Source organism: Sphingomonas cellulosilytica, from assembly GCF_052321755.1.
Taxonomy (GTDB): Bacteria; Pseudomonadota; Alphaproteobacteria; order Sphingomonadales; family Sphingomonadaceae; genus Sphingomonas.
Genome location: NZ_JBQRTT010000005.1, coordinates 1 through 19792, shown reverse-complemented (window position 1 = coordinate 19792; position 19792 = coordinate 1). Strand labels below are relative to the sequence as shown.

The window sequence follows — 19792 nt, the reverse complement described above, 5'->3', positions numbered from 1 at the left end:
GTGGGCGCGGTCATCATCCCTCCCCGATCGGCGCGACAGCGCTGGGCGGCGCCCGGCAGCCGGCACGACCGGCTGATCGCGCTGCTCAACAGCGGCCTGCCGATCGCGATCGGCGTGCTGTTCGCCTTTCTGGTGATGGCGCCGCTGACCGCAGGCAGCGAAGTGTCCTTCGTCCTCGACAAGAACAAGGTCGAGGTCGCCAAGGAGCGGATGAAGCTGCAATCGGCCACCTATCGCGGCCAGGACGACAAGGGGCAGGCGTTCGCGCTCAACGCCGGATCGGCGGTGCAGCAGAGCAGCAGCGTGCCGATCGTCCAGATCAACGGCATGTCCGCCGACCTGCAATTGCAGGATGGGCCCGCCGTGCTGCGTGCGCAGCAGGGGCGCTACGATCTCAACAGCGAACAGATGACCGTGCCGGGGTCGATCACCTTCCGCGGCCCGGACGGCTACAGCCTCGACACCAGCAACGCCACCATCGACCTCAAGTCGAAGACGATGGACAGCCGCGGCAAGGTGACCGGCACCGTGACACAGGGGACGTTCAGCGCCAACCGGCTCAGCGCCAACCTCGACGACCGCACCGTGCGCCTCAGCGGCAATGCCCGCTTGCGGATCGTGCCGCGAGGGGCGAAATAGCGCGCCATGCGTGCCCTTCCCGCTCCCATCCTGACCGTAGCCCTGCTGCTCGCCGCCGCGCCCCTCGCGGCACAGACCGCCCACAATTCGAACGCACCGATCGATTTCGGCGCGGACAATATCGAATTGCAGGACAAGGCGAACCGCGCCGTGCTGTCCGGCAACGTGTCAGTGAAGCAGGCGGAGATGACGCTCAACGCCGCGCGGATGACCGTGACCTACACCGGCCAGGTCGTCGGCGGCAATCCGCAGGTGTCGCGCCTGGACGCGAGTGGCGGCGTCACCGTGCGCCGTCCGGATCAGACCGCGAAGAGCCAATATGCGATCTACGATCTCAACCGCCGGGTCATCACCATGCTCGGCGCGGTGACGCTGACGCAGGGCGGGAATACGGTGAACGGCGGCCGGCTGACCATCAACCTCGACACCGGTCGCGCCGTGATCGACGGATCGTCGGTGCGCGGCGGTGGCGGCAGCACGCCGGGCAGCAGCGTCAGCACCGCACCCAGCGGCCGCGTGACCGGCACCTTCTCGGTACCCAAGCGCAACTGACCCTCACGCGCCTCCCCGCCCAAGGCAGGGCTATCGCATGTAACTGGGACGGCTGCCGGCTCCGGGTGAAGGGGTGATATTTTCGTCACCCCGGACTTGTTCCGGGGTCCACCGTGCCGCAAATCAACAGCGGATTGGCGTGCGCCACGGTGGATGCCGGACCAAGTCCGGCATGGCGGAGGAGCGAAGAACACCATTCCCGGATCAGACAGCCCCTATGCGACAGCCCTGCCCCGAGGGGGATGATGATCGCATCGCGCCACCCTTTCGCCGAAAAGGGGTTTCCTCCCGCGTCATCCCGCGCCATGACGCGGCCATGCACGAAGCCTGCCAAGGCTTTTCTCATCCGAAGCAAGGCCTCGCCCGATGGACGCCGTGACCGACCTCCAGACCGCCGAAGCGATCCACGAAGACCCGGTGAACCGCGGCCTGCAGGCGATCTCGATCGCCAAGTCCTACGACAAGCGCGTCGTCCTGACCGACGTGTCGGTGTCGGTGGATCGTGGCGAGGTGGTCGGGCTGCTCGGCCCCAACGGCGCGGGCAAGACGACCTGCTTCTACTCGGTGATGGGTCTGGTGAAGCCCGATTCGGGCCGGATCATGCTCGACGGCGAGGATATCACCAAGCTGCCGATGTACCGGCGCGCCATCCTCGGCCTCGGCTATCTGCCGCAGGAAACCAGCATCTTCCGCGGCCTGTCGATCGAGAAGAACATCGGCGCCGTGCTCGAACTCTCCGAGCCCGATCCTGCCGAGCGCGTGCGCAAGCTCGACAAACTGCTCGACGAATTCGGCCTCACCCGGCTGCGCGTCTCCCCCGCGATGGCGCTGTCGGGCGGCGAGCGCCGCCGCGCCGAGATTGCTCGCGCACTCGCCGCCGATCCGTCGATCATGCTGCTCGACGAACCGTTCGCCGGCATCGATCCGATCTCGATCGCCGACATCCGCGATCTGGTGAAGGACCTGAAGCGCCGCGACATCGGTGTGCTCATCACCGACCACAACGTCCGCGAAACGCTCGACATCGTCGATCGCGCCTACATCATCTACGACGGACGCGTGCTGTTCGCGGGATCGCCGGAGGAACTGGTCGCCGACGCCAACGTCCGCCGCCTGTACCTGGGCGAGGGCTTCTCGCTGTAGGGATATGAAGCCGGCGGTCCCCCCAACCGTCATCCCAGCGCAGGCTGGGATCTCGTGCGGCCGGTGCGTCCGCTCGAAAAAGACCCCAGCTTGCGTTGGGGTGACGGGCTAGCCGCATGAGCCTCGCCCCCCGCCTCGACATCCGGCAGACGCAGTCGCTGGTGATGACGCCGCAGCTCCAGCAGGCGATCAAGCTGCTGGCGCTATCCAACCTCGAGATCGAAAGCTTCATCGCCGAAGAGGTCGAGAAGAACCCGCTGCTCGAGGCGCAACAGACCGACGAGGTCGTCCGCCCCGAACGTCCCGAGCGCGACGAGCCCGCCGGCGCCGACGAACTGGTCAGCGGTGCCGCCAAGGCCGATCCGCTCGACGTGGATTACGCCACCGAAAGCCATCAGCAGGACAGCGTCGCCGATGGCGGCGGCGGCTTCGACGGCGCGCTGTCGATGACCGGCGGCAGCACGGGTGGCGGCCTCGGTGGCGAGGATGGCCTCGACTTCGATTCGTTCGCGGACACGGAAACCAGCCTCGCCGACCATCTGCTCGCTCAGGCGGGGGCGGTGGTGGATGGCGCCGACTGGTTCATCGCCCAGCATCTGATCGACCAGCTGGACGAGGCCGGCTACCTCACCGTGCCGTTGCTCGATATCGCCAACCGCCTCGGCATCGCGCTCGCGCGGGTCGAGCGGGTGTTGGCGTTGATCCAGACGCTCGACCCGACCGGCGTCGGCGCGCGCGATCTCGCCGAATGCATCGCGCTCCAGGCGCGCGAGGCGGATCGCTACGATCCCTGCATGGCGCGGCTGATCGACAATCTCGACCTGCTCGCGCGCGGCGACCTCGCCCGCCTGAAGCGCATGTGCGGCGTGGATGACGAGGACATGGCGGACATGATCCGCGAACTGCGCGGCTACGATCCCAAGCCCGGCTGCCGCTATGGCGGGGAACCCGCGCTCGCCGTCACCCCCGACCTGTTCGTGATGAAGACCAAGGCGGGCTGGGGCATCGAACTCAACGCCGCGACGCTGCCGCGCGTGCTGGTCAACCGCCGCTATTATCACGAACTCAGCCACGGGCCGCAGGACAAGGCATCCAGGGCCTGGCTGTCCGACGCGCTCGCCTCCGCCAACTGGCTCATCAAGGCGCTCGACCAGCGCCAGCGCACGATCATCAAGGTCGCCGCCGAGATCGTGAAGCAGCAGGAGGCGTTCTTCCTGAAGGGCGTCGCGCACCTCAAGCCGATGACGCTCGCGCGGGTCGCCGAGGCGATCGAGATGCACGAATCGACCGTCAGCCGCGTCACCAGCAACAAATATCTCAGCTGCGCGCGCGGCGTGTTCGAGCTCAAATATTTCTTCACCTCGGCGATCCAGGCTGCCGACGGTGGCGACGCGGTGTCGGCGGAGGCGGTCAAATCCGCGATCCGCACGCTGATCGCCGGCGAAGGCGCCAAGATCCTGTCCGACGATACGCTTGTCGAGCTGCTGCAAGCCAAGGGCTTCGACATCGCCCGCCGCACCGTCGCCAAATATCGCGAGGCGATGGGCATCGGCAGCTCCGTCCAGCGCCGCCGCGCGCGGGCGCTGGAGGGGTAACGTCACGCCGGCGGAGCGGACGGCGCCTCAGTCATCCTCGTCCTCGAAACCGACCAGCGCCAGCGCGCGCGCCTTGATCTGGCGGGTCATGCACCAGTGCACCAGCGCCTCTTCGCGGCCATGCGTCACCCAGACTTCCTTGGGCGCGATCTCGCTCAGCGTCGTCGTCAGTTCGTCCCAATCGGCATGGTCGGAGAGGATCAGCGGCAATTCGACGTTCTTCTGCCGCGCACGCTGGCGCACGCGCATCCAGCCCGATGCCATCGCCGTGATCGGATCGGGCAGCCGCCGCGACCAACGATCGTTGAGCGCGCCGGGCGGGCACATCACGACATGGCCCGCCATGTCCGCCTTCTTCGCATCGGCCACCGGCAGCAATTCGCCGAGCCGTACGCCCTGTTCCTGATACAGGTCGCACAATCTCTGCAGCGCGCCGTGGATGTAGATCGGCGCTTCGTGCCCACGGGCGCGCAACTCGGCGATCACCCGTTGCGCCTTGCCGAGCGCATAGGCGCCGACCAGCACGCAGCGATCGGGATTGGCGTGCAACCGTTCGATCAGCTTGTCGATCTCGTCGCCGGTGTCGGGATGGCGGAAGACGGGCAGCGCGAAGGTCGCCTCGGTGACGAAGACGTCGCACTTCACCGGTTCGAAGGGCGTGCAGGTCGGGTCGGCACGACGCTTGTAGTCGCCCGACACCACCACCCGCTCGCCGCGGAAATCGAGGACGATCTGCGCCGATCCCAGCACGTGTCCGGCGGGGACGAAGCCGACCTCCACCGCCCCCATCCGGATCGTCTCGCCATATGCGACGGGATGGCCCGCCTGTTCGCCGTAGCGCGCGTCCATGATCGCCAGCGTCTCGGGCGTCGCCCATACCGCGCCATGGCCGCCGCGCGCATGATCCGCGTGGCCGTGGGTCACCAGCGCGCGCGGTTCGGGCTCGGACGGGTCGATCCAGGCGTCGGCAGGCTTCACATAGATCCCGTGCGGATGTGGTTCCAGCCAGTCGCCCAATCGTGCCATGCCTGTCACTACGCGCGAGAGGCGCGCCGGTGCCGCCGGATCGAAAGCACACCCCCAGCCGTTGCAACCCCAGCGATCCGTCGTGGGAGAGATTCGATGGTTATCAGCACATTCTGGGGCCTCGTCGTGTTCGTCGGCGCAATGGTGCTGCTCGGCGTGCTCATCTGGGCGAAGTTCAACAACCGCGTGTCGAAGGACCAGCATCGCCGCACGGAACAGGCGACGCACGACCTGTACCAGGGTGACGCGGTGGATCACGACGCGCGCTGACGCTTTGCCGCAACCCTCGCGCAGGCGGGGTTCATCATCATCACGGCCTGCGATCGATCCGGGACGTCAGCCCGTATGGATTCCCGCCTTCGCGGGGATGCGTGGCCATGGCGGACAGCTGGCCCATTCCCCCGCCCTCGCCACCTACCTACATAGGTGAGAATGGACCTCCCGCAGCCGCTATCCGACTGGTTCGCCTCGCGCGGCTGGCGTCCCCGCCGTCACCAGCTCGACATGCTGCGCGAAGGCCGCGCCGGACGCCACGCGCTGCTCGTCGCCACCACCGGTGCGGGCAAGACGCTCGCCGGCTTCCTGCCGACGCTCGCCGAGCTGATCGAGGCGCCGACCACCGGCCTGCACACGCTCTACGTCTCGCCGCTGAAGGCCCTTGCCGTCGATATCCAGCGCAACCTCGTCACGCCGATCGACGAGATGGGCGTCGACATCCGCGTCGAGACGCGCACCGGCGACACGCCGTCCGACCGCAAGGCGCGCCAGCGGGTGAGGCCCCCGCAGATCCTGCTCACCACCCCCGAATCGCTGTCGCTGCTGCTGAGCTACCCCGACAGCATCACGATGTTCGAAGGGCTGAAGACGATCGTCATCGACGAGGTGCACGCCTTCGCCACCGGCAAGCGCGGCGACCTCCTGTCGCTGTGCATGGCGCGGTTGCAGCGGATCAGCCCCGGCCTGCGCCGTGTCGCGCTGTCGGCGACGGTGGCGGATACCGACGGCTATCGCGCCTGGCTCGCGCCCGATGGCGACATCGATCAGGTCGCCATGGTGCAGGGCGAGCCCGGCGCCGATCCCGACATCGCCATCCTGCTGCCGCAGGACCGCGTCCCCTGGTCGGGCCATTCGGGCCGCTACGCCGCCGAGCAGGTGATGGCGGAGATCGAGACGCACCGGACCTCGATCATCTTCTGCAATACGCGCAGCCTCGCCGAGCTGATCTTCCAGGATTTGTGGAAGGTCAACACGATGAGCCTGCCGATCGGCGTTCACCACGGCAGTCTCGCGCTGGAGGCGCGGCGCAAGGTGGAAGGCGCGATGGCGTCCGGGCGGCTGCGCGCCCTGGTCGCGACCGCCAGCCTCGACCTCGGCGTCGACTGGGGCGACGTGGATTGCGTGATCCAGATGGGCGCGCCCAAGGGGTCCAGCCGCCTGCTCCAGCGCCTCGGCCGCTCCAACCACCGGCTCGACGAGGCGTCGGAAGGCATCCTCGTCCCCGGCAACCGCTTCGAATATCTCGAAGCGCGCGCGGCACTCGATGCGGTGGAGGCGGGCGAACTCGACCCCGACCTGTTCCGCCCCGGCGCGCTGGACGTGCTGGCGCAGCACGTCATGGCGCTCGCCTGCGCGGCGCCGTTCGACCAGGCCGCGCTGCTCGACGAGATCCGCTCCGCTCTGCCCTATTCGGCGCTGACCGACGAGACGTTCGACCGCGTGCTCGGCTTCATCCGCGACGGCGGCTACAGCCTCAAGGCCTATGACCGGTTCAAGCGGCTGACGCAGGACCCCGACGGCCTGTGGCGGGTCAGCCATCCCAAGTTCGTCGCACAGCACCGCCTCAACGCCGGCATCATCGTCGAGGCGACGATGCTCAACGTCCGGTTCAAGAACGGCCGCAATCTCGGCAAGGTCGAGGAAGGCTTCGCCGCGCAGCTCAGCCCCGGCGACACCTTCTTCTTCGCCGGCCTGTCGTGCGAGGTCGAGCGGATCGATACCGAGGATTTGATCGTCCGCGCCTCGTCCAAGCCGGCGCGCATCCCGACCTATGGCGGCAGCCGCATGCCGCTGTCGACAAACCTCGCGACGCGGGTGCGCGGGTTCCTCGCCGACCCCGACGCATGGCAGCGCTTTCCCGACGACGTGCGCGAATGGCTGCAATTCCAGCAGAAGCGCTCCGCCCTGCCCCGCCCCGGCCAGCTGCTCGTCGAAACCTTCCCGCGCGAAGGGCGCCATTACATGGTCGCCTACAGCTTCGAAGGGTGGAACGCGCATCAGTCGCTCGGCATGCTCGTCACCCGCCGCATGGAGGCGGAGGGGCTGAAACCCCTGGGTTTCGTGTCCAACGATTATGCGCTCGCCGTCTACGGCCTCGAACAGATCACCGACCCCGCCCGCCTGTTCAGCCCCGATATCCTCGAACACGAATTCGTCGACTGGGTGCAGCAATCGCATCTGCTCAAGCGTGCGTTTCGCGAGGTGGCGGTGATCGGCGGCCTCGTCGAGCGCCAGCATCCCGGCAAGCGCAAGACCGGGCGACAGGTGACCTTTTCCACCGACCTCATCTACGACGTGCTGCGAAAGTACGAGCCCACGCATCTGTTGTTGCAGGCGGCCTGGGACGATGCACGCGCCCGGATGACCGACGTCGGTCGCCTCGCCGGGCTGCTCGATCGCGCTGCGGACACGATGCTGCATGTCGATCTCGACCGGGTGACGCCGCTCGCGGTGCCGGTGCTGACGCTGATCGGGCGTGAAAAGGTATCCACAGGCAGCGCCGACGATGCGCTGCTGGTCGAGGCGGAGGCACTGGCCGCCGAAGCGATGCGGGTGGATTGATCCTGGACGCTGCCCCCTACTCTCCGTCATCCCCGCGCAGGCGGGGATCCATAATCACGACGCTATGGGCAGGGACCGATGGGTCAGCCAGTATGGATCCCCGCCTGCGCGGGGATGACAATGGAAAGGCCGACGGCGGGACCTGAAACGCCTACACCGTCACCTGCTCGCCCAGTTCCAGCACCTTACCGGGCGGGATCTTCAGGAAATCCGTCGGATCGCTCGCGTTGCGCTGCATGAACATGAAGATGCGATCCTGCCACAAGGGCATGCCGACGTCCGCTTCCGGCTTCAACGTGTTGCGGCCGATGAAGAAGCTGGTCTTCATCGCATCAAGGCTGCGCATCTCGGCCTTGCCGCCGACACCCAGGTCGGCAGGCACGTCCGGCGCTTCCATGAAGCCGTAGTTCAGCACCACCACCTCGAAATTGTCGTCGAGCCGCTCCACCGTCGCGCGCAGAGTCGGGTCGACGACCGGGCGGTCGGTGGTGCGGATGCTCACCACCAGGTTCCGTTCGTGCAGCACCTTGTTGTGCTTGAGGTTGTGGAGCAGCGCTCCGGGCGCCGAACGCGGGTTGGCGGTGAGGAACACCGCGGTCCCCGGCACGCGTTCCGGCGGCCGCTTGGCGAGCGCGGCGGCGAGGTCGGCGAGCGGGATGCTCTGCCGCGCCTCGAAGGCGCGCACGATGCCCTTGCCGCGCACCCAGGTGGAGATGAGCAGGCCGATCGCGGCGGCGATGACGAGCGGCACCCAGCCGCCCTCGATCACCCGCAGGATGTTGGCGCCGAAGAAGATGAGGTCGAGGCACAGGAACGGCAGGATCGCCGCCAGCGCCACTGGCCTGCGCCAGTGCCACACATGCCGCGCGACGAGATAGCCGAGCAGGGTCGTCACCACCATCGTGCCGGTGACCGCGATGCCATAGGCCGCGGCCATCGCCGACGAGGTCTTGAACTGCACGATCAGCACCAGCACGCCGACCAGCAGCAGCCAGTTGATCGCCGGCAGATAGATTTGCCCGGCGAACGCCGCGGACGTCTGCCGGAGCTTCATCCGCGGCAGCAGGCCGAGTTGCACCGCCTGCTGCGTCAGCGAAAAGGCACCGGTGATGACCGCCTGGCTGGCGATCACCGTGGCGAAGCCCGCCAGCACGATCAGCGGCCCGCGCAGCGATTCGGGCGCCATCAGGAAGAACCAGTCCTGGTTCTTGAAGGGCGTGCCGGCCGCCTGCGCCGCCTCCAGATGCGACAGCGCGAACGCCCCCTGCCCCAGATAATTCAGCATCAGTGCCGGAAAGACGAGGAACAGCCAGGCGATGCGGATCGGCTTCTTGCCGAAATGCCCCATGTCGGCGGTCAGCGCCTCCGCACCGGTTACCGTCAGGAACACCGCGCCGAGGACGAACAGGCCGACCGTGCCGTGCGTCGCCAGGAAATGGATGCCGTAGCTCGGGATCAGCACGCGAAAGATCGAAAGCTCGTCGGCGATATGCCAGATGCCGAGCCCGCCGATCGTCAGGAACCAGACGATGCACACCGGGCCGAACAGCTTGGCGACCATCGCAGTGCCGCGCCGCTGGATCAGGAACAGCGCGATCAGGATGCCGATCGTCAGCGCCCGGATGGTGCCTTCGTCGAACAATCTGGCCGCGCTCGGGATCGTCCGCAGCCCCTCCATCGCGGACAGGACGGACAGCGACGGCGTGATGATCGCATCACCGTAGAACAGCGCCGCACCCGCCGCGCCGAGCACCAGCGCGATGCGGCTGCGCATGCCGATCGAGCGGCGCGCCAGCGCGGCGAGCGCCAGCACCCCGCCCTCGCCGTGATTGTCGGCACGCATCAGGAACAGCACGTATTTTATGGTGACGATCAGCGTCAGCGTCCACAGCGCCAGGCTGAGCACGCCCAGGATCTCGCTGGGGTCGATCCCGTCCGCCGCGGACTGGCCCAGTGCCTCGCGGAACGCATAGAGCGGGCTGGTGCCGATATCGCCGAACACGACGCCGATCGCGCCGATGGTCAGGCCGATCATGGCGGGATGCGGATGGGACGATGAACCGGCTGCGTCGTCGGCAAGCGACATGGTGCGCACTTACCCCCTGATGATGCCTTCTCGAGCGGAAGGACGGCGCGCTGTACGCCGATTCCGCCTCCGCGCAAGCGGATTTACATATGTGTGGATAACGTCTTGATCGGACCGGCCGTTGCAGGCAAAGGCGCGGCGATGGTTCCCTTTTCGTTCGGTGGTCACGCGCTGCTCGCGCTGGCGGAGGGCGCGTTGCTCTGGCCGGCGCGGCGCGCGCTGCTGGTCGCCGACCTGCATTTCGAGAAGGCGAGCTGGTTCGCCGCGCGCGGGCAGATGCTGCCGCCCTATGATTCGCTGGCGACGCTCGCCGACCTGACCCGGCTGGTCCAGGCGACCGGCGCGGAGGAGCTGTGGTGCCTCGGCGACAGCTTCCACGACAGTGCCGGTTGCGACCGCCTGCCGCAGGAGGCGCAGGACCGGCTGCGCGCGCTGACCGGCGGGCTGCGCTGGACGTGGATCACCGGCAACCACGATGCCGCTTTGCTCGATCGCTGCGGCGGACGGGTGGTCGACGAGGCGGAGGTCGATGGCCTGGTGCTGCGTCACGAAGCCGATCCGCACGAGACGCGGCCGGAACTCTCCGGCCACTTCCACCCCAAATTACGCGTGCAGGTGCGCGGCAAGCTGGTCGCCCGCCGCTGCTTCGTCGCGACGGCGCGCAAGATCGTGCTGCCGGCGTTCGGCGCGCTGACCGGGGGGCTGGATGTCGATCACCCCGCCCTCACCAAGGCGATCGGCCGCGGCGCCGAGGCCCTGGTGCCGGTGGAGCAGCGACTGCTACGCTTTCCGATCGCGGCTTGAATGCGTCCCGCACGCAGCTGGGGACGCATGAATCAGTCCTCCCTCGGCGCAGCCGGGGGAGGGGGACCGAGGCCGCAGGCCGTGGTGGAGGGGGCGTTTCCGCAAGCACGCCGTTCGCCGCTGACCTCCCCCTCCGACCGCCTCACCGCGGCCACCTCCCCCTGGCGGGGGAGGAAGGGACGTTACCGCGCCAGCGTCGGAAACCCGGCTTTAAACGCCGCGACCTTCGGCTTGTCCCAGCGGACGATATAGGGATAGGTTGGGTTTCGGTCGTAGAAGTTCTGGTGATAGGCTTCGGCCGGGTAGAATCCGCCGTTTTCGATCCGGGTTACGATCGGTTTGGGGAAGCTCTTCGCCGCGGTCAGCTGGGCGATATAGGCGCGCGCCACCGCCGCCTGCCGCGCATCCTGCGGGAAGATCGCGGACCGGTAGCTCGTGCCGCTATCCGGCCCCTGCCGGTTGAGCTGCGTCGGGTCGTGCGCGATCGAGAAATAGACGCGCAGCAGCGTCGCATAGCTGACGACGCGCGGATCGTAGACCACCCGCACCGCCTCGGCATGCCGCGTCGTCTCGGTCGACACCTGATCGTAGGTCGCGGTGCCGGGCGTGCCGCCGGCATAGCCCGCCGTGACCGAGCGAACGCCCTTCACCCGCTCGAACACCGCCTCCATGCCCCAGAAGCAGCCGCCGGCGAACACCGCGGTCTGCGTCGCGCCGGCGGCCGGCACGTCGGCCTTGGCCGCCGGGATCGGCACGGCACGCTCGGCCTCGGCGAAGCCGGTGGAGGCAAGCACGGCAGCCACGGTGCCGGCGACGGGCAACAGGATTTTCAGCATGATCGACAGATGGTGGCGATCATGACCGGCGCCAAGGGTCAGCGGACTGCGACGATCGGCGAGACGGCCGGCGCCGGCTGCACGGCCTGGGCACTGGCCGGCTGCAGCGTCACGACGCCGACGGCACCGATCGCGAAGCCGCCGACGAACTGCCAGAAGAAGCCGGTCTTGAAGATCTTGCGCATGACGCACCTTTATCGTTGTTCGCGCGCCGCCCGCCGGGCTGCACGCCATTCCGGTGCGAGATCGTCCCTCCCGCACCCAGGCTCAATGCCGTTTATAGAAACGCTGCATTAACGCCGCGTGGCGGCGGCGTTCATGCCTCAGCAGGGTTTGGCCGGAGCGGGATTACCGCAGGTCGGCGCAGGCCTGCTGGATGCGGGTGCACGCCTCGCGGAGCAGCGCGTCGGAGGTCGCGTAGCTGATCCGCATCGCCGGCGACAGGCCGAACGCCGCACCCTGTACCGCCGCCACCTTGGCATCGTCGAGCAGATAGCCGACGAAATCCTCGTCGCTGTCGATACGGCGGCCGTTCGGCGTGGTCTTGCCGATCAGCTCGGCGAACGAGGGATAGACGTAGAAGGCGCCTTCGGGCGTCGGGCAGTGCATGCCGGGGATCGCGTTCAGCATGCCGACCACCAGGTCGCGCCGCCCCTGGAACGCGGCGGCACGCTCCTTCAGAAAGTCCTGCGGCCCGTTCAGCGCCGCCACTGCCGCCGCCTGCGCGATCGAACAGGGATTGCTGGTCGATTGCGACTGCAACTTGGCCATCGCCTTGATGAGCCAGGGCGCGCCGGCCGCGAAGCCGATCCGCCAGCCGGTCATCGCATAGGCCTTGGAACAGCCGTTGACGGTCAGCGTCCGCTCGTACAGCTCCGGGCAGACCTCGGCGATCGTCGCGAAGCGGAAATCGTCATAGACGATATGCTCGTACATATCGTCGGCGAAGATCCACACGTGCGGGTGGCGCGCCAGCACCGCGCCCAGCGCCTTCAGCTCGTCCACCGTATAGGCCGCGCCCGTCGGGTTGGACGGCGAATTGAGGATCACCCACTTGGTGCGCGGGGTGATCGCCGCCTCCAGCGCCTCCGGCGACAGCTTGTAATCCTGCTCCGGCCCGGCGACCGCGAACACGGGCGTGCCGCCGGCGAACTGCACCACGTCGGGGTAGCTCACCCAATAAGGCGCGGGGATCACCACCTCGTCGCCCGCATCGACGCTGGCGACGATGGCGTTGAACAGGGTGTGCTTGCCGCCGACGTTCACCGTCACCTGGTCGGTGGTGTAGGTGAGGCCGTTGTCGCGGGCGAACTTGGCGACGATCGCCTGCTTCAGCTCGATCGTACCATCGACGTTGGTGTATTTGGTCTTGCCGTCGCGGATCGCCTGGATCGCCGCGTCCTTGACGAAATCGGGGGTGTCGAAATCGGGCTCGCCCGCACCCAGGCCGATCACGTCGACGCCGGCCCGCTTCAGCTCCAGCACGCGGCTGGTGATGGCAAGCGTGGGGGACGGGCTGATACGGCCGAGGGCGGCGGAGGGCTTCATGGGTCAGGGCCTTGTGGCGACGAGAAAGAACGCGCGGGCCTATAGCGGCAGCGATGGCTCTTTCGCAATCGCAACAACCGCCGGGATCAACCCGCGCAGCGCATTTCCGACAAAAAATTGCTCGCCGAGGTCGGCAGGCGACAGATTTCGTTCGACGGCACGGCCACTTGCGAGCAGTTCCGATCGCAGCACGCCGGGCAGCAGGCCGAGGTCGGCGGGCGGCGTGAGCAACCTGCCACCGGCGTGCGCCACGAACAGCGAGGTGAAGCTCCCCTCCGTCAGCAGGCCGTCCGGCCGGACGAACAGCACCTCGTCGGTTCCCCCCGCGCGCCGCGCCGCATCGTAGAAGCCGCGATCGCTGGTCTTGTGGCGCAGCCGGAAATCGGCGGAATCGACCGGCAGCGGCACCAGCGCCACCCGCAGCGGCTCGTCGACCGGCGCAGGCATCGGCGCCGATTCGATCGCGATCGCGCCGCTCTGCGCGAGCAGCAGGCGGATGCGGCAGGGTTCGCGCAGGCGAAAGGTCGCCGCCTGCAATTCGTTGCGCGCCGCATGCCGGTTGAACCGAAAGCCGAGCGCCGCCGCGCTGGCCGTCATCCGCGCCAGATGGCGTTCGAGCAGCGGCAGCCCTTCCTCGGGATCGAACGCCATCGTCTCGATGAGGTCGAGCGGCGGCTGGCCCGCGGTGACGAAGGCGCCCTTGGCCAGCACCTCCGCCCATTCGTCGTCGGCGCGACTGTCGGCAACGATGCCCGACCCCAGGCCGAGCTCCGCCACCGCACCCCCGACGGGGATCGCCAGCGTGCGGATCGCCACGTTGAAGGCGGCGTTCCCGCCCGCATCGATCCGGCCGATCGCGCCGGTGTAGACGCCCCGGCCCTCGTCCTCGACCGTGCCGATCACCTCCAGGCTGCGCAGCTTGGGCGCGCCGGTGATCGATCCGCAGGGGAATAGCGCGGCGAGGACATCCACCGCGTCCCGCCCCTCGGCCAGCCGCGCCGTGATGGTGGAGGTCATCTGATGCACCGTCGGATAGCTTTCGACGGTGAACAGCGCCGGCACCGCAACGCTGCCGGGGGCCGCGACGCGCGACAGGTCGTTGCGCATCAGGTCGACGATCATCAGGTTTTCGGCGCGCTGCTTGGCATCGGCACCGAGCGTCGCGATCCGCGTCGCATCCTCGTCTGCGGTGTCGGCGCGCGGCGCCGTCCCCTTCATCGGCCGGCAGGTGAGCGCATCCCCCTCCAGCGCGAAGAACAGTTCGGGCGACAGCGACAGCAGGTGCCGCGTGCCCGTCGCGACCAGCGCGCCATGGCCGGCCGCCGACGTACCCCGCAGCCGCGCGTACAGCGCCAGCGGATCGCCCGCCACCGCCACATCGGCGCGCAGCGTCAGATTGGCCTGGTAGATATCGCCGGCGCGAATCCATTCGAGCACCCGCGCCAGCGCCTCGTCATAGGCCACCCGGCCGACGCGCGGCACCGGTGCCGTCGCCCAGGCACCGGCGGGATCGGGCAGCAGCGCCGCGACCTCTGCCGCCTCCATCGCGCGATGATCGCGGAACAGCCCGAACCACAGCAACGGCCCCTCGACCGCCGGCCCCGCCGGCGCCCGCGGCATCAGCGCCGCCCCCGCCTCATAGGTCAGATATCCGGCGGCATGCAGCCCGCGGTCCCCGGCCGCGCGCAGCCTCTCCAGCGCCGGCACGACATCTTCGATCCGGTCTGCCGCCAGGATCTCGACCGGATCGACATAGAGCCGCGCTCCCGCCCCGCCGGGACGGGCATCGTCGAGCAGCACGAAGGGCGCGGTCAGCATCGTCCGCCAGATGCACGCAGCGCCGCCACCGGCGCAAGCGGCGATTGCCCGAGCGTACGCTCGCCCCTATCTCCCGCGGCATGACCAGCACGACCTTGCGCGCCGCTATCGTCCAGGTGACGCCCTTCCAGCAGAATTGCACCCTGATCTGGTGCACCGAGACGATGAAGGGCGCGATCGTCGATCCGGGCGGCGACCTGCCCCGCATCAAGGCGGCTGTGGCGCAGGCCGGCGTCACCGTGGAAAAGATCCTGCTGACCCACGGCCATATCGATCACGCCGGCGAGGCAAAGCCGCTCGCCGAAGACCTCGGCGTGCCGATCGAGGGGCCGCACGAGGCGGACCGGTTCTGGCTGGCGCGGCTGGACGACGACGGCCGTAACTACGGCATGCCCGGCACCGTGTTCGAACCCGATCGCTGGCTGGTCGAGGGCGATACGGTGACGGTCGGCAACCTGCGGCTCGACGTCTACGAAACGCCCGGTCACACCCAGGGCCATGTCATCTTCCATCACGCGCCCTCGAAGTTCGCGCAGGTCGGCGACGTGCTGTTCCAGGGGTCGGTCGGCCGATCGGACATGCCGGGCGGCAACCACAAGCAGCTGATCGAGACGATCGTCACCAAGCTGTGGCCGCTGGGCGACGACACCGCCTTCATCCCCGGCCACGGCAACCCCAGCACCTTCGCCCACGAACGCGCGCACAACATGTTCGTCAGCGATCGCGCGCTGGCGGAGTAGGCGCGCCGGGCGGGCGGGCCTACTCCAGCCGCTCACGCACCGACCGGCAGCAGCTTGCCCGTCTCCCGGTCCAGCCCGCGCGCGGTGATGACATCGAGCGCGGTGGCCGCGATCACGAACAGCAGCGATCCCCAGACCGCCCTGTTGCGGGGATGCGCCCTGGCGGCAAGGCCGAGCGCGCCGATGTCCATCGCATCGCCCGCCACGCGGTTCCACACGTTGGTCGACACCGCCGGCGCTGCCAGCAGGTTGACGCCCGCCAGCACCTCGCGCGCACCGAAGCCTTGATGAGGCTTTCGTGGCCCTCTGCCTCCAACGCACGGGCGATGCGCCGCGAACCGAACAGTTCGGTTACGCCCAGCGCGATCGAGAACACGCCGAGGCCCAATCCTAAAGCTTTGAAATTCATCGCAACTCTCCGTTCAATCGCCGATGGGCTGAACGGCAGGGCGCGCGCGGTGTTCCGCCTTTCGCAAGCGGTTGCGCGCGGTTGGCGACGGGCTTCGGCTTGCAACCGCTCGGAATATCGCTATAGGCCCGCGCTTCGCGATGCGTCCGGTTGTCGGTGGCGTCCAGCAGTCGGCGCCTTGCCGATCGCCGGCACGTGCCGTAGGGCGCATCTCAATTCCGTAAGCCGATCAGACACAAGGTGCCGAAATGGCCGTCCCCAAGCGAAAGACCTCCCCCTCCAAGCGCGGCATGCGTCGCGGCCACGATTCGCTGAGCATCGAATCGTTCCAGGAGTGCCCGAACTGCGGCGAGCTGAAGCGCCCGCACAACCTGTGCACCGCCTGCGGCCATTACAACGGCCGCGAGATCGTCTCGGTCGAGGGCTGACGCCCTCCCCTTACTCGGATAAGCGCTGAACCATGCCCGACAACTCCTGGATCGCCGTCGATGCGATGGGCGGCGACGAGGGGCTGGAGGTCATGCTCGCCGGCGTCGCGGCTGCGCGGCGGCGGTTCGAGGGCATGCGCTTCCTGCTGGTGGGGGACGAGGCGGCGGTGGCGGAGGGGCTGAAAGGCCATCCCAACCTCGCCCATGCGAGCGAGATCGTCCACGCGCCCGAAACCGTCGGGTCGAGCGACAAGCCGAGCCAGGCGATCCGCCGTGCCAAGACCACCTCGATGGGCATCGCCATCGATCTGGTGAAGCAGGGCCGCGCCGGCGCGGCCGTGTCGTCGGGCAACACCGGCGCCTTGATGGCGATGGCCAAGCTCGCGCTGCGCACGCTGCCCGGTATCGACCGGCCGGCGCTCGCGGCGCCGCTGCCGACGCTCGGCGACAATGACGTGGTGATGCTCGACCTGGGTGCGAATACCGAGGTGGATGCGCGCAACCTCGTCCAGTTCGCGGTGATGGGCGCGGCCTATGCCCGCACCATCCTCGATCTCGATTCGCCCCGCGTCGCGCTGCTCAACATCGGCAGCGAGGATCAGAAGGGCACGGACGAGATCCGCGACGCCGCCGCGGTGCTGCGCGGGCAGACCCACCTCCCCCTCACCTTCACCGGCTTCGTCGAGGGCAACCAGCTTGCCCGCGGCAATCACGACGTGATCGTGTGCGACGGCTTTGCTGGCAACATCGCGCTGAAGACGGCAGAGGGCACGGCGCGCTTCGTCGCCGACCTGCTGAAGCGCGCGTTCCGGTCCTCGGTCCGCTCCAAGGTCGGCTTCCTGATCTCCCGCCCGGCGACCGAATTGCTGCGCGATCACCTCGACCCCAACAACCACAATGGCGCGGTCTTCCTCGGCCTCAACGGCATCGTCGTGAAGAGCCATGGCAGCGCGAACGAGCGCGGCGTCGCCACTGCGATCGGCAATGCCGCCAAGATGGTGCGCGCCGACCTCACCCGCCGCATCGCCGACGACCTCGGCAATTTCGAGAAGAGAGCCGCATGATCCGCTCGGTCGTCCTCGGCACCGGATCGGCGCTGCCGGCGCAGCGCGTCGCCAATGCCGATCTCGAGCAGCGGCTCGACACCAGCGATGCCTGGATCGTCGAGCGCACCGGCATCCGCTTCCGCCACATCGCCGCCGCGCACGAGACGACGGCGACGCTCGCCGCCGACGCCTGCCGCGCCGCGCTGGAGGCGGCCGATATGCGCGCGCAGGACATCGACCTGATCGTGCTGGCGACCGCCACCCCCGACCAGACCTTTCCGTCGAGCGCCACCAAGGTGCAGGCGATGCTCGGCATCGACGATTGCGTCGCGTTCGACGTGGCGGCGGTGTGTTCCGGCTTCCTCTACGCGGTGCAGGTCGCCGACGCGATGCTGCGCACCGGCATCCACCGCCGCGCGCTGGTGATCGGCGCCGAGACGTTCAGCCGCCTGCTCGACTGGGAGGACCGCACCACCGCGGTGCTGTTCGGCGACGGCGCCGGCGCGATCGTGCTGGAAGGCCAGGAAACCGACTCGGATACCGGCCGCGGCATCCTCGCCACCAAGCTGCATGCCGACGGCCGCCATAACGAGCTGCTCTACGTCGACGGCGGCCCCTCGACGACCGGTACGGTCGGCAAGCTGCGCATGAAGGGTCGCGAAGTCTTCCGCCACGCGGTGGTCAATCTGGCTGCGGTGATGGAAGAAACGCTGGTGATCGCCGGGCTGAGTGCCGCCGACGTCGATTGGGTCGTCCCGCATCAGGCGAATGCCCGCATCCTCGATGCGACCAGCCGCAAGCTCGGCCTGCCGCCGGAAAAGGTGGTGGTGACCGTCGATCGCCACGCCAACACCTCGGCCGCGTCGGTGCCGCTGGCGCTCGACACGGCGGTCCGCGACGGGCGTATCCGCGAAAATCAGATCGTCGTGCTGGAGGCGATGGGCGGCGGCTTCACCTGGGGCGCAGCCGTCCTGCGCTTCTAGGCGCGACGCAGCCCGGCACGCCGACGGTATGCGCGTCCCGATCAGGGGCACGCCGCCCTTCCCGTATCGGCCGTCAAGACGATGTTCGGACAGGAGCGGGGGGTGAAAGCCGCTTGAAATCGCTGCAAATCGGCTCGTTCGCCGGCGTCTTGACCGGCGCTAAAGCCCATTTTGAGCATGGTAACGGAAAAGTCACTTTCTGACACGTTTCATCTGGTGTATCCTGTGCACGGGCTTTTTAGCGAGTGGAGTGGGGCAAGCGTGTTGATGACTACCGCCGGCACGTTGACGCGGGCCGATCTTTCAGAGGCTTTGCACCGGCAAATCGGGCTGTCGCGCAGCGACTCGGCCAAGATCGTCGAACAGATTCTGGGCGAAATGTGCGATGCACTGGCGCGCGGCGAGAACGTCAAGATCTCCGGATTCGGCACGTTCGTGCTGCGCGACAAGGGCGAGCGGATCGGACGCAATCCCAAGACGGGCATCGAAGTGCCGATCGCACCGCGCCGCGTGCTGACGTTCCGCGCCAGCCAGATGATGCGCGAACGCATCGTCGCCCCCAGCTGAGTCGCATGCCGCCCGGCACGGTGAAGGCGGACGGCGCGTTCCGGACGATCGGGGAAGTGTCGGCGGAAACCGGCCTGCCCCAGCACATCCTGCGCTATTGGGAAACGCGCTTTCCCCAGCTGCGACCGGTGACCCGCGCCGGCAACCGGCGCTATTACCGGCCGGAGGATGTCGCGCTCGTCCGCCGCATCGACGACCTGCTGAACCGCAAGGGCTATACCGTGCGCGGCGTGCAGCAATTGCTGCTCACCGAAACCGCCGCTCCCGATGACGGCGACGCAGGCACCGCCGCGCTGATCGCCATCCGCAACCGGCTGGCGCAGGCCCTGCGCACGGACGAACGCGCCGACTGACGGCGGCACGGCGAAGCTGGCGCCGCCGCGTTACCTGCGGTGCGGATCGTCCTCCCGAAACCTAAATGGGGGCGAATATCGCCCATAGCACCAATCGACATTCGATCCTGCCCCTGGCGGGGGAGGACGGCTGCCGGCTTCGGGTGAAGGCGCATGCCAACCCGGTACCCTTCGTCACCCCGGACTCGTTCCGGGGTCCACGGTGCCGCAAAACCCATAGCGTAGGGGTGTGCGGCACGGTGGATGCCGGACCGAGTCCGGCATTGTCTGTTGGAAAGGGTGTAGGGAGGGGACGTTCCGCGATGAGCGGGATGCCCGGGTCGGGTGGCCACCCGACCCGGGCGCGGACAGCGTGACCGTTCCGGCATAGGGCCACAAGGC

Annotated in this window: 20 protein-coding genes; 13 read left to right on the top strand and 7 right to left on the bottom strand. The window is 68.2% G+C overall.

The features are described from left to right. The 4 genes from lptC to rpoN all read left to right on the top strand — a co-directional run bounded on the left by lptC (window position 1) and on the right by rpoN (window position 3929). Window positions 1-639 (top strand): LPS export ABC transporter periplasmic protein LptC, encoded by a 639-nt coding sequence (lptC, locus tag ACTZQ5_RS09550; RefSeq protein WP_443584951.1) that lies wholly within the window; start codon window positions 1-3, stop codon window positions 637-639. A 6-nt stretch (window positions 640-645) separates the two neighbouring features. Further along, window positions 646-1191: an LptA/OstA family protein gene (locus ACTZQ5_RS09545; RefSeq protein ID WP_443584950.1), complete on the top strand. Its 546-nt coding sequence runs from the start codon at window positions 646-648 to the stop codon at window positions 1189-1191. Window positions 1192-1557: 366 nt separating this feature from the next. Then, window positions 1558-2334, top strand: coding sequence for an LPS export ABC transporter ATP-binding protein (gene lptB / locus ACTZQ5_RS09540; protein ID WP_443584949.1), 777 nt, complete (start codon window positions 1558-1560; stop codon window positions 2332-2334). Window positions 2335-2450: 116 nt separating this feature from the next. After that, window positions 2451-3929 (top strand): RNA polymerase factor sigma-54, encoded by a 1479-nt coding sequence (gene rpoN, locus ACTZQ5_RS09535; RefSeq protein WP_443584948.1) that lies wholly within the window; start codon window positions 2451-2453, stop codon window positions 3927-3929. 27 nt (window positions 3930-3956) lie between these two features. On the opposite strand, the gene ACTZQ5_RS09530 is transcribed toward rpoN, so the two are convergent. Beyond that, window positions 3957-4955, bottom strand: coding sequence for a ligase-associated DNA damage response exonuclease (locus ACTZQ5_RS09530; RefSeq protein ID WP_443584947.1), 999 nt, complete (start codon window positions 4953-4955; stop codon window positions 3957-3959). Window positions 4956-5051: 96 nt separating this feature from the next. Here ACTZQ5_RS09530 and ACTZQ5_RS09525 point away from each other — a divergent pair, with 96 nt between their 5' ends. Together ACTZQ5_RS09525 and ACTZQ5_RS09520 are read left to right on the top strand one after the other, a co-directional pair. Further along, window positions 5052-5225 carry a hypothetical protein gene (locus tag ACTZQ5_RS09525; protein ID WP_443584946.1) on the top strand — a complete coding sequence of 58 codons (174 nt, stop codon included), beginning with the start codon at window positions 5052-5054 and terminating at the stop codon, window positions 5223-5225. A gap of 162 nt (window positions 5226-5387) precedes the next feature. Then, window positions 5388-7793, top strand: coding sequence for a ligase-associated DNA damage response DEXH box helicase (locus ACTZQ5_RS09520; protein WP_443584945.1), 2406 nt, complete (start codon window positions 5388-5390; stop codon window positions 7791-7793). A 151-nt stretch (window positions 7794-7944) separates the two neighbouring features. Here ACTZQ5_RS09520 and ACTZQ5_RS09515 read toward each other — a convergent pair whose 3' ends face one another. Then, window positions 7945-9828, bottom strand: coding sequence for a potassium transporter Kup (locus ACTZQ5_RS09515; protein ID WP_443584944.1), 1884 nt, complete (start codon window positions 9826-9828; stop codon window positions 7945-7947). A 192-nt stretch (window positions 9829-10020) separates the two neighbouring features. Between ACTZQ5_RS09515 and pdeM the strand changes: the two genes are divergently transcribed. After that, window positions 10021-10683, top strand: coding sequence for a ligase-associated DNA damage response endonuclease PdeM (gene pdeM, locus ACTZQ5_RS09510; protein WP_443584943.1), 663 nt, complete (start codon window positions 10021-10023; stop codon window positions 10681-10683). 182 nt (window positions 10684-10865) lie between these two features. Here the strand turns inward: pdeM and msrA are convergent, their stop codons facing one another. From msrA to pabB, 4 genes are all read right to left on the bottom strand, one after another. Then, window positions 10866-11519 (bottom strand): peptide-methionine (S)-S-oxide reductase MsrA, encoded by a 654-nt coding sequence (gene msrA / locus ACTZQ5_RS09505; RefSeq protein ID WP_443584942.1) that lies wholly within the window; start codon window positions 11517-11519, stop codon window positions 10866-10868. Between the two features lie 38 nt (window positions 11520-11557). Continuing rightward, window positions 11558-11704 (bottom strand): hypothetical protein, encoded by a 147-nt coding sequence (locus ACTZQ5_RS09500; RefSeq protein WP_443584941.1) that lies wholly within the window; start codon window positions 11702-11704, stop codon window positions 11558-11560. Between the two features lie 163 nt (window positions 11705-11867). Then, window positions 11868-13067 carry a pyridoxal phosphate-dependent aminotransferase gene (locus tag ACTZQ5_RS09495; protein WP_443584940.1) on the bottom strand — a complete coding sequence of 400 codons (1200 nt, stop codon included), beginning with the start codon at window positions 13065-13067 and terminating at the stop codon, window positions 11868-11870. 39 nt (window positions 13068-13106) lie between these two features. Then, entirely contained in the window at window positions 13107-14885 is a 1779-nt protein-coding gene (gene pabB / locus ACTZQ5_RS09490; protein ID WP_443584939.1) for an aminodeoxychorismate synthase component I, read from the bottom strand. Between the two features lie 80 nt (window positions 14886-14965). On the opposite strand from pabB, the gene ACTZQ5_RS09485 reads away from it, so the two are divergent. Beyond that, on the top strand, window positions 14966-15625 hold the full coding sequence (locus ACTZQ5_RS09485; RefSeq protein ID WP_443584938.1) for an MBL fold metallo-hydrolase: 660 nt from the start codon (window positions 14966-14968) through the stop codon (window positions 15623-15625). A 32-nt stretch (window positions 15626-15657) separates the two neighbouring features. On the opposite strand, the gene ACTZQ5_RS09480 is transcribed toward ACTZQ5_RS09485, so the two are convergent. Beyond that, a complete protein-coding gene (locus ACTZQ5_RS09480) occupies window positions 15658-15891 on the bottom strand; it encodes a hypothetical protein (RefSeq protein WP_443584937.1) in 234 nt (77 codons plus the stop codon). Window positions 15892-16282: 391 nt separating this feature from the next. Here ACTZQ5_RS09480 and rpmF point away from each other — a divergent pair, with 391 nt between their 5' ends. The 5 genes from rpmF to ACTZQ5_RS09455 all read left to right on the top strand — a co-directional run bounded on the left by rpmF (window position 16283) and on the right by ACTZQ5_RS09455 (window position 19411). Next, window positions 16283-16462: a 50S ribosomal protein L32 gene (gene rpmF / locus ACTZQ5_RS09475; RefSeq protein ID WP_198354171.1), complete on the top strand. Its 180-nt coding sequence runs from the start codon at window positions 16283-16285 to the stop codon at window positions 16460-16462. 32 nt (window positions 16463-16494) lie between these two features. Further along, window positions 16495-17526 carry a phosphate acyltransferase PlsX gene (plsX, locus tag ACTZQ5_RS09470; RefSeq protein ID WP_443584936.1) on the top strand — a complete coding sequence of 344 codons (1032 nt, stop codon included), beginning with the start codon at window positions 16495-16497 and terminating at the stop codon, window positions 17524-17526. Then, on the top strand, window positions 17523-18491 hold the full coding sequence (locus ACTZQ5_RS09465) for a beta-ketoacyl-ACP synthase III (RefSeq protein ID WP_443584935.1): 969 nt from the start codon (window positions 17523-17525) through the stop codon (window positions 18489-18491). The genes plsX and ACTZQ5_RS09465 overlap by 4 nt, the downstream gene beginning before the upstream one ends. Before the next feature lie 267 nt (window positions 18492-18758). After that, entirely contained in the window at window positions 18759-19058 is a 300-nt protein-coding gene (locus ACTZQ5_RS09460) for an integration host factor subunit alpha (RefSeq protein WP_443585172.1), read from the top strand. 5 nt (window positions 19059-19063) lie between these two features. Then, window positions 19064-19411: a MerR family transcriptional regulator gene (locus ACTZQ5_RS09455; RefSeq protein ID WP_443584934.1), complete on the top strand. Its 348-nt coding sequence runs from the start codon at window positions 19064-19066 to the stop codon at window positions 19409-19411. Window positions 19412-19792 lie beyond the last annotated feature (381 nt).

What these genes read in the sequence shown, in the direction of transcription:
- ACTZQ5_RS09545 (WP_443584950.1), top strand. Translation starts at nt 646, where the DNA reads ATGCGTGCCCTTCCCGCTCCCATCCTGACCGTAGCCCTGCTGCTCGCC.
- ACTZQ5_RS09455 (WP_443584934.1), top strand. Translation starts at nt 19,064, where the DNA reads ATGCCGCCCGGCACGGTGAAGGCGGACGGCGCGTTCCGGACGATCGGG.
- ACTZQ5_RS09465 (WP_443584935.1), top strand. Translation starts at nt 17,523, where the DNA reads ATGATCCGCTCGGTCGTCCTCGGCACCGGATCGGCGCTGCCGGCGCAG.
- ACTZQ5_RS09520 (WP_443584945.1), top strand. Translation starts at nt 5,388, where the DNA reads ATGGACCTCCCGCAGCCGCTATCCGACTGGTTCGCCTCGCGCGGCTGG.
- ACTZQ5_RS09525 (WP_443584946.1), top strand. Translation starts at nt 5,052, where the DNA reads ATGGTTATCAGCACATTCTGGGGCCTCGTCGTGTTCGTCGGCGCAATG.
- ACTZQ5_RS09530 (WP_443584947.1), bottom strand. Translation starts at nt 4,955, where the DNA reads ATGGCACGATTGGGCGACTGGCTGGAACCACATCCGCACGGGATCTAT.
- rpoN (WP_443584948.1), top strand. Translation starts at nt 2,451, where the DNA reads ATGAGCCTCGCCCCCCGCCTCGACATCCGGCAGACGCAGTCGCTGGTG.
- ACTZQ5_RS09500 (WP_443584941.1), bottom strand. Translation starts at nt 11,704, where the DNA reads ATGCGCAAGATCTTCAAGACCGGCTTCTTCTGGCAGTTCGTCGGCGGC.
- pabB (WP_443584939.1), bottom strand. Translation starts at nt 14,885, where the DNA reads ATGCTGACCGCGCCCTTCGTGCTGCTCGACGATGCCCGTCCCGGCGGG.
- msrA (WP_443584942.1), bottom strand. Translation starts at nt 11,519, where the DNA reads ATGCTGAAAATCCTGTTGCCCGTCGCCGGCACCGTGGCTGCCGTGCTT.
- plsX (WP_443584936.1), top strand. Translation starts at nt 16,495, where the DNA reads ATGCCCGACAACTCCTGGATCGCCGTCGATGCGATGGGCGGCGACGAG.
- ACTZQ5_RS09495 (WP_443584940.1), bottom strand. Translation starts at nt 13,067, where the DNA reads ATGAAGCCCTCCGCCGCCCTCGGCCGTATCAGCCCGTCCCCCACGCTT.
- ACTZQ5_RS09485 (WP_443584938.1), top strand. Translation starts at nt 14,966, where the DNA reads ATGACCAGCACGACCTTGCGCGCCGCTATCGTCCAGGTGACGCCCTTC.
- ACTZQ5_RS09460 (WP_443585172.1), top strand. Translation starts at nt 18,759, where the DNA reads ATGACTACCGCCGGCACGTTGACGCGGGCCGATCTTTCAGAGGCTTTG.
- ACTZQ5_RS09515 (WP_443584944.1), bottom strand. Translation starts at nt 9,828, where the DNA reads ATGATCGGCCTGACCATCGGCGCGATCGGCGTCGTGTTCGGCGATATC.
- rpmF (WP_198354171.1), top strand. Translation starts at nt 16,283, where the DNA reads ATGGCCGTCCCCAAGCGAAAGACCTCCCCCTCCAAGCGCGGCATGCGT.
- pdeM (WP_443584943.1), top strand. Translation starts at nt 10,021, where the DNA reads ATGGTTCCCTTTTCGTTCGGTGGTCACGCGCTGCTCGCGCTGGCGGAG.
- lptB (WP_443584949.1), top strand. Translation starts at nt 1,558, where the DNA reads ATGGACGCCGTGACCGACCTCCAGACCGCCGAAGCGATCCACGAAGAC.